This window comes from Fodinibius sp. (genome assembly GCF_041642155.1).
Classification (GTDB): domain Bacteria; phylum Bacteroidota; class Rhodothermia; order Balneolales; family Balneolaceae; genus Fodinibius.
This window is the reverse complement of the sequence record NZ_JBEPWZ010000166.1, coordinates 1-6,406: the sequence shown is the minus strand read 5'-3', so window position 1 is coordinate 6,406 and position 6,406 is coordinate 1. Positions and strand designations below refer to the sequence as shown.

7 protein-coding genes are annotated in these 6,406 nt (G+C 48.2%); all 7 read right to left on the bottom strand.

What is annotated here, in order from left to right:
• Positions 1 to 250 (bottom strand): aminotransferase class IV (locus tag ACESLU_RS09990; RefSeq protein ID WP_372638511.1); only part of this gene is annotated, 250 nt, incomplete at its 3' end.
• Positions 234 to 779: a TlpA family protein disulfide reductase gene (locus ACESLU_RS09985; protein WP_372638510.1), complete on the bottom strand. Its 546-nt coding sequence runs from the start codon at positions 777 to 779 to the stop codon at positions 234 to 236. The genes ACESLU_RS09985 and ACESLU_RS09990, both read right to left, overlap by 17 nt.
• On the bottom strand, positions 776 to 2,569 hold the full coding sequence (locus tag ACESLU_RS09980; RefSeq protein ID WP_372638509.1) for a glycoside hydrolase family 13 protein: 1,794 nt from the start codon (positions 2,567 to 2,569) through the stop codon (positions 776 to 778). The genes ACESLU_RS09985 and ACESLU_RS09980 overlap by 4 nt, the downstream gene beginning before the upstream one ends.
• Positions 2,570 to 2,648: 79 nt before the next feature.
• Positions 2,649 to 3,644, bottom strand: a complete 996-nt coding sequence (pfkA, locus tag ACESLU_RS09975; protein ID WP_372638508.1) for a 6-phosphofructokinase — start codon at positions 3,642 to 3,644, stop codon at positions 2,649 to 2,651.
• A 433-nt stretch (positions 3,645 to 4,077) separates the two neighbouring features.
• A complete protein-coding gene (locus ACESLU_RS09970) occupies positions 4,078 to 4,842 on the bottom strand; it encodes a hypothetical protein (protein WP_372638507.1) in 765 nt (254 codons plus the stop codon).
• Between the two features lie 255 nt (positions 4,843 to 5,097).
• Complete coding sequence (locus ACESLU_RS09965) at positions 5,098 to 5,754, bottom strand: hypothetical protein (RefSeq protein WP_372638506.1); 657 nt, start codon at positions 5,752 to 5,754, stop codon at positions 5,098 to 5,100.
• A 208-nt stretch (positions 5,755 to 5,962) separates the two neighbouring features.
• Positions 5,963 to 6,406 (bottom strand): flavodoxin-dependent (E)-4-hydroxy-3-methylbut-2-enyl-diphosphate synthase (locus ACESLU_RS09960; protein WP_372638505.1); only part of this gene is annotated, 444 nt, incomplete at its 5' end.

The window sequence follows — 6,406 nt, the reverse complement described above, 5'->3', positions numbered from 1 at the left end:
GCCGGTGGATTTGTTCCTTAAGCCTGTCCTCACGCGGAAGATGCCTCGCATCCATTCCCAGCACGCGCAACCCTGCTTCCAGCCGTTCCATATGCTTTTTAAAGAGCAGGGTCTGTCCCCCATACACCCGAAGGGTTTCAAAGGTCCCGTCGCCGTACATCAGTCCCCGCGAAGCCGCACCGGCAACGGGTTCTTTGGCCGGTGTCAACTTGCCGTCGTAAATAATCCATCCGTTATTTTCGCCTGTCATCCATTATCGTCCTTAAGCTGTCAAATTTAACCTCATCCATAGATCCTGTCAAAACAAATTCAAGCGTGCCTTCCGGCGTATAGAGCAAATATGTGGGTACTCCCGGTATATGAAAAGCAGAAAACTGCTGGGAACCCGCTACATGGTAAAAGGGATACTCATGCTCTCTTGCATACGAGAGGGCCTCCTCTTTCTGGAGTCCCACCGCGGCCGCGATAACAGCCAGCCGTTCGCCATACTCCTTTTTCAACTTTGCTAATCGGCGGTGTGCATGAATGGAGCGATCCGACCAGTTCGACCAAAAATGAAGCAGCACAAAGCGATCACTAAAATCAGTGATGCTGATACTTTCCGAGGTATCTACCAGGGGCCAGGCGACCGTTTGTAAGGAGTCTTGCTGCATAATCCGCTCTTTAAAATCAGAACGTTTGTTCTGTTGGCTGCTTATCGTAAAATAGGCAATAAACGAGGCAGCAATGACAGCTACAACGGCTAAAAAAGTATTGAAATATTTGGGATCTAACCTCATTTTTGGTCCTGTTCTGGACTTAAGACAGCACCTGAAATCGGGGGCAGGTTTATTACGACATATTCCCCCTCGATTTCCACACGGGTATCGGTCAGCAGGTTTTCCAGATGCTTTTTATCCGGTATTTCAAATTCGTCAAGCGGAATCCGCATATTTTGGGATTTATCGGAGCGATTCAGCGCAATGATGGCAAATTTCTGATGATTCAGAACGCGTGCGAATGCAAAAGTATCCTTGTCGTCCTCTACATTCAACGGCTGGAAGGCCCCGTTCTGCAGTGCCAGATGCTCATTACGAATTTCGCCCAGTTTTTGATACCATTTGAAGAGTTTGAAGTCAAAATTATTATCGTCGGCGGGACGTTCTTTTCCCATCGGATGCATCTTTTCCGGCTCATAATCGTATTCAGGCCATACCATCGGCTTGCGGTCGTCAGGATCGCCCGCCCCCCACATGCCGGCTTCCGTGCCGTAATAAATCATGGGAGCTCCAACATACGTATATTGAAAGAGCGCAATCAGTTTTTGAATGCGACGTTCCCCGGTATCGGGCTTCCGGACGTCAAAGCCCATCTCCGGCCTTCCGCCTTCATTATACTTCCGTCCCGGATTGACGATCATTGAAGCCAGGCGCGGGGTATCGTGACTGTCCATCAGGTTCTGCATCACAAAAGAAGCTTCTTCGGGAAAACTTTTGCGTCCTTTCTTTAGTATATTTAAAAATTCGCTGGGGGATAACGCCCGGTCGATCATATATTTCTGCACGGCTTTCGCAAAAGGATAGTTCATAGCAGCATTAAACAGATCCCCGCTCACCCATTCTTTGGATTTATCAGACCATATTTCACCCACCGTATATGCCTGTGGATTAATGTCCCGGACCAGTGCATTCCATTCTCTCCAAAACCCTTTTCCCACCTCTTCAGGGACATCGAGCCGCCAGCCGTCTACTCCGTCCGAGGGGTCGCCGTCGCCATCAGGATCCATCCAGCGGCGGGTGATATCAAAGATATGTTGTCGCACCGGTTGAATCAGCGTATTATCAACTTCTTTCCACTCGGGCAATGCCTTATGTCCCCACCACCCGGCATAATCAAATTCAGTGTCACTGTCGGGATCTTTAAACGATTTGACCGCATACCAATTGCTGTAAGGAGACTCCCGCTGATTTTCTGTCAGATCCCGAAACGCCCAAAAATCGGTCCCGGTATGATTAAAAACGCCATCGATGATGATCTTCAACCCCCGGTCATGGACCTCTTCTATGAGCTCCAGAAAAAGACGGTCGGCGGAAGTCCATTGCCAGGTCTCCGGATCCAGCGGATCTTCCCGCTCCATGATACGCACATCACCTTTGGGGTCGGGACCAAAGAAGCGATCCACGTGGTGATAGCAGCTACTGTCGTACTTGTGCAGTGAAACGGCATCAAAAACAGGATTCAGATAAATCGCCCCTACACCCAGCTCCTGCAGATAATCCAGTTTGTCAATAATACCCTGCAGATCGCCTCCGTAGCGGCGGTGATAAACGCCGTCAAGGAAACGGTCTCCCAGTGATTTTTCCCAATCGGTGCGGTCATACCAATCCGAGGTCCATGGACTAACTTTCCATCCATCGGGACCGCAAATCCGGTCTGCCGCCGGATCGTTCGAGGGATCACCGTTTCGGAATCGCTCGGGAAATATTTGATACCAGATAACATGCTTAGCCCATTCGGGAGTTTGGTAGGAGCGCTCCGTGGGAGATCCGTTCCCTCTTTCCGTTTTGAAATCAACCTGTTCAGTTAACATAGGTCTGAAATTTAATTAAATATCCGTTACATGTTGAGCAGTGGTTATATATCTATCGTTTCACCACATGCTCAACGGATTAAATAGAGATAATATTGGCGACACGCATGAGCTCCCGATCCATTTCGGGATTTCGTTTGGTTGCCTGTTCAAAATCAGTAAATTCCACTTTGCGATTCCGTACCCCCGCCATCACACCGTGACGGCCCTTTCTGAGGGCTTCAATAGCCGTTACTCCCAGCCGGCTCGCCAGTACCCGGTCGGTACAACTGGGACGTCCCCCCCGCTGAACATGACCCAGGATGGTCACTTTGGTCTCGTACCGGTCACCAAAACGTTCCCGCACCTTCTCTTCGATATCATAGACATTTGCATTTTTATCGCCCTCGGCAACAATCACCAGGCGTGAACTTTTTTTTCGCTGTGAAGTTCGTTCCAGCGACTCAAACAGCTGCTCCACCCCCCGGTCTTTTTCCGGGATGAGAATTTCTTCAGCCCCGGCTCCAATACCCGAATACATGGCAATGAATCCCGCATCACGTCCCATCACCTCAACAAAAAAGAGGCGGTTATGTGATGTTGCGGTGTCTCTTATTTTATCAACCGCTTCGACCACCGTATTGACAGCCGTATCAAAGCCCACGGTAAAGTCCGTGCCAAAAATATCATTGTCTATGGTTCCCGGAATACCGACAATGGGAAAATCAAACATATTCCCAAATTCCATCGCTCCCTTGAAGGTTCCGTCCCCTCCAATTACAACCAAAGCGTCCAGTTGATGTTCTTTAACGTTTTCCCAGGCTTTTTTCATGCCCTCATCCGTTTTAAATTCATTGCTCCGGGCGGATTTTAAAATCGTTCCTCCCTGATGGATAATATGCTTCACGGAACCGGCATGCATCTCGCAGATATCATTGTTGATAAATCCATCATACCCGTGCCGTATTCCAAACGGGGTTATATGATAATATACGGAAGCCCGAACGACTGCTCGAATCCCTGCATTCATGCCCGGGGCGTCTCCTCCCGAAGTCAACACTCCAATTCGTTTAATTTGGCGTTCTTTAGATGACATAAATTGATCCTAAATAATGTTTGTTAACCTTTTGTGTCTGATATCTTCGCGGTTTAGACCGGCGAACGAGTTCTGGCACATAGTTCTGCTGAACCAATGCTGAAGACCTCTCCCCGAGGTTGCCGAGTAATAATTTTGTGTCCTTGCTGCCCATCTATGCCTCGGCCGGCGCATCGCAGAAAGTTCTATATATTCGGATAGCTGTACATCGCCATTTCCCATGAAAGGGCTATGAATCTGCTTCTTCATAGCCGACAGTGCGCACATCGTCGATCTATTAATCTTTTAATTAAACGAAATGCAGGCTCTTCAGGTTTGATATCCGTCCGGCGGACTTTATCGTATATCGTTTGGGACAATTTGGATCTACTTCGTTATGGAATTCTTGGGATAATAATGAAAGCGCTAACAGATATCAACAGAAACTCAATCATCAAATATCCCCAATTAACTGGTGACACTGGTTTTTAATTTCCATATCATCTACCGTTAAAACAGGCAGGTCTATAGCCGCCTGGCAGGTTTCAATAGCCTGTTTATCCCTGCCCAGCTCTTCATACACCCGGGCCAAGTCGTAATAATAACGTGCATATTGCCCCTCCAGGGAAATCGCCTTCTCAATGTATTCCGCTGCTTTTTCATTGCTCGCATTACCGGGGACCCCTCCAAAAAGAGTATTGGCGGCAAGGCGCTCAACCCAGCTCAAATTGGCAACCTTAAAATGCCAGCGTCCCAATACGTGCCAGGCCCCTGCGTTGGTACTGTCATAACTGATGGCCCGGTCTGCATACTTTTTGATAGCCCGGGACGCCGCGACACGGTCCCTCGCTCCCGAAATCAGGGCTTTCCGTCCCATTGCTACGGACATGACAAAATTAGACTGCGAATCGGTAGAATCTACAGCCAGTGCTTTTTCAGCCAACTCAATAGCCCGATTAAAATAATCTTCCTGATTCGCTTCCTCATCCAGCCGGTTTCCAATCCGTGAATACAGAAAACTGCTTCTCCACAGCGCTTTATAGTGATCGGGCTCTTGCTCCAGTACCTGGTCATACAGTTCCAGACTCTGTTCTTCCTGATATTCCGCGTAGAGCGAATCAGCCTTGTGAATTATGGGATCGAGTTCTTGCGCTATGAAAGTAGCAGGCAAAAAAGCCAGGCTGAATATCACTAATAAAACCGATTTTACAAATCTCATAAACACACATTATTAAGTTACCTAAACCCTGCTTCCGACCCCGGGCGTTTGAAGAAAAAGGGACGTGATAGTTGCCCGAATCCCGAAGAGGATCTTACAAACGCTGCAGGCTTTTACAGATATCCTGTTCATAGAAATACAGCTTCGCCTTCTCTTTCATTCAATAAGTTATACTGAAATACCCATGTCAAGGATACAATTTGTATGGGCCACAGCTTTTTACTACCTATGATACGGAAACGGGTACATCTGTGACTATTTTTTTATGTTTCCATCGCTGTCGACATAATAAACATTTTCTACGGCATTATGCTGTTCAATCGGATATATGATTTTACGATCCTCCACGGCTGTTATTAGCAGTTCTTCACTATCGGGTCTCACGTCCATTTCCGTTGAGATATGTTCCTTTAGATTTTTTCGATACGCACCCACACTTTCGGCATGCCGTAATTTTTCATTCTTGAATGTGGCTAAAAAAAGTTTCTCGTCCCGGTACATCGAGACGCGGGTATGCAGAATCCATAACATCTTGACATCGTAAAAAGAGGTCTGTGCTAATACCCTGAGGGTATATGGACTGCTTTCGAAAGATTGTTCGCTAAAGCAGGTCGTTGTATCGGACTCACTCCATTTGGCAATGTTTAGCGAATCGATGGCAAATGGTGGGGTAAGCGCGCGAGATGCCGAGCAGTCTGAAAGGCCTTTCAGCCGCGCAGTCAGCCCAACTTTTCGATTACGCGCAACTTCTTGCTCCTGATCAGCCTGACTGGAGAATGAACGATAGTTCTCAGAATTCACATACTGCCGGTCGACCAGTTCCCCGTTTGACTGGTCCCCGGAGTGCTCGCACCCCACAAGGCCGGTAAAGACCATAAAAACAACCAGGTAAACAACCACATGACTTGTCATAACGGTATGCTCTTTCCTTAATAGAGGCCTTCTATGTTGCAAAACCGTTGTTTTGCCCAATCTCTGCATTTTCGCGATTTCTACATCTTTATACATCGTCTACATATACTGTGCACTGTGGTTTGGAAATCACTCAGGAGTTGGTATGGAACAAAGCCCCTGGTTTTTCAAAACCCTCCTACACTCCTTAAATAAGCCCGGGGGCACGCTACCGAGCTTCTTCAACGGTTCCCTTTTTTCCATAGTTGCGCATAATGTAGTCATCCAGAATTTCACGAAATTCCCGGGCGATGTGGTCTCCTCTGAGCGTAGTGTGATGCTCTCCATCCATATAGACCGGAGCCTTGGGTTCCTCGAAGGTACCGGGCAGCGAAATGCCGATGTTGGCATTTCTCGATTCTCCGGGACCGTTGACCACACAGCCCATTACGGCTACATTCATCTCTTCCACACCGGGATACAGTTCGCGCCAGACCGGCATCATTTCACGCAGATACTGTTGGATTTCATCCGCCAGTTCCTGGAAGTAGGTGCTGTTCGTCCGCCCGCACCCCGGACAGGCGGTCACCTGGGGAACAAAGCTGCGAATGCCCAGGGATTGCAACACCTGTTGACATACCCGAACTTCTTCAGCCCGGTCGCCGCCGGGTTT

Coding starts and splice junctions, on each gene's coding strand:
- ACESLU_RS09970 (WP_372638507.1), bottom strand. CDS start 4,842: ATGAGATTTGTAAAATCGGTTTTATTAGTGATATTCAGCCTGGCTTTT.
- ACESLU_RS09985 (WP_372638510.1), bottom strand. CDS start 779: ATGAGGTTAGATCCCAAATATTTCAATACTTTTTTAGCCGTTGTAGCT.
- ACESLU_RS09965 (WP_372638506.1), bottom strand. CDS start 5,754: ATGACAAGTCATGTGGTTGTTTACCTGGTTGTTTTTATGGTCTTTACC.
- ACESLU_RS09980 (WP_372638509.1), bottom strand. CDS start 2,569: ATGTTAACTGAACAGGTTGATTTCAAAACGGAAAGAGGGAACGGATCT.
- pfkA (WP_372638508.1), bottom strand. CDS start 3,644: ATGTCATCTAAAGAACGCCAAATTAAACGAATTGGAGTGTTGACTTCG.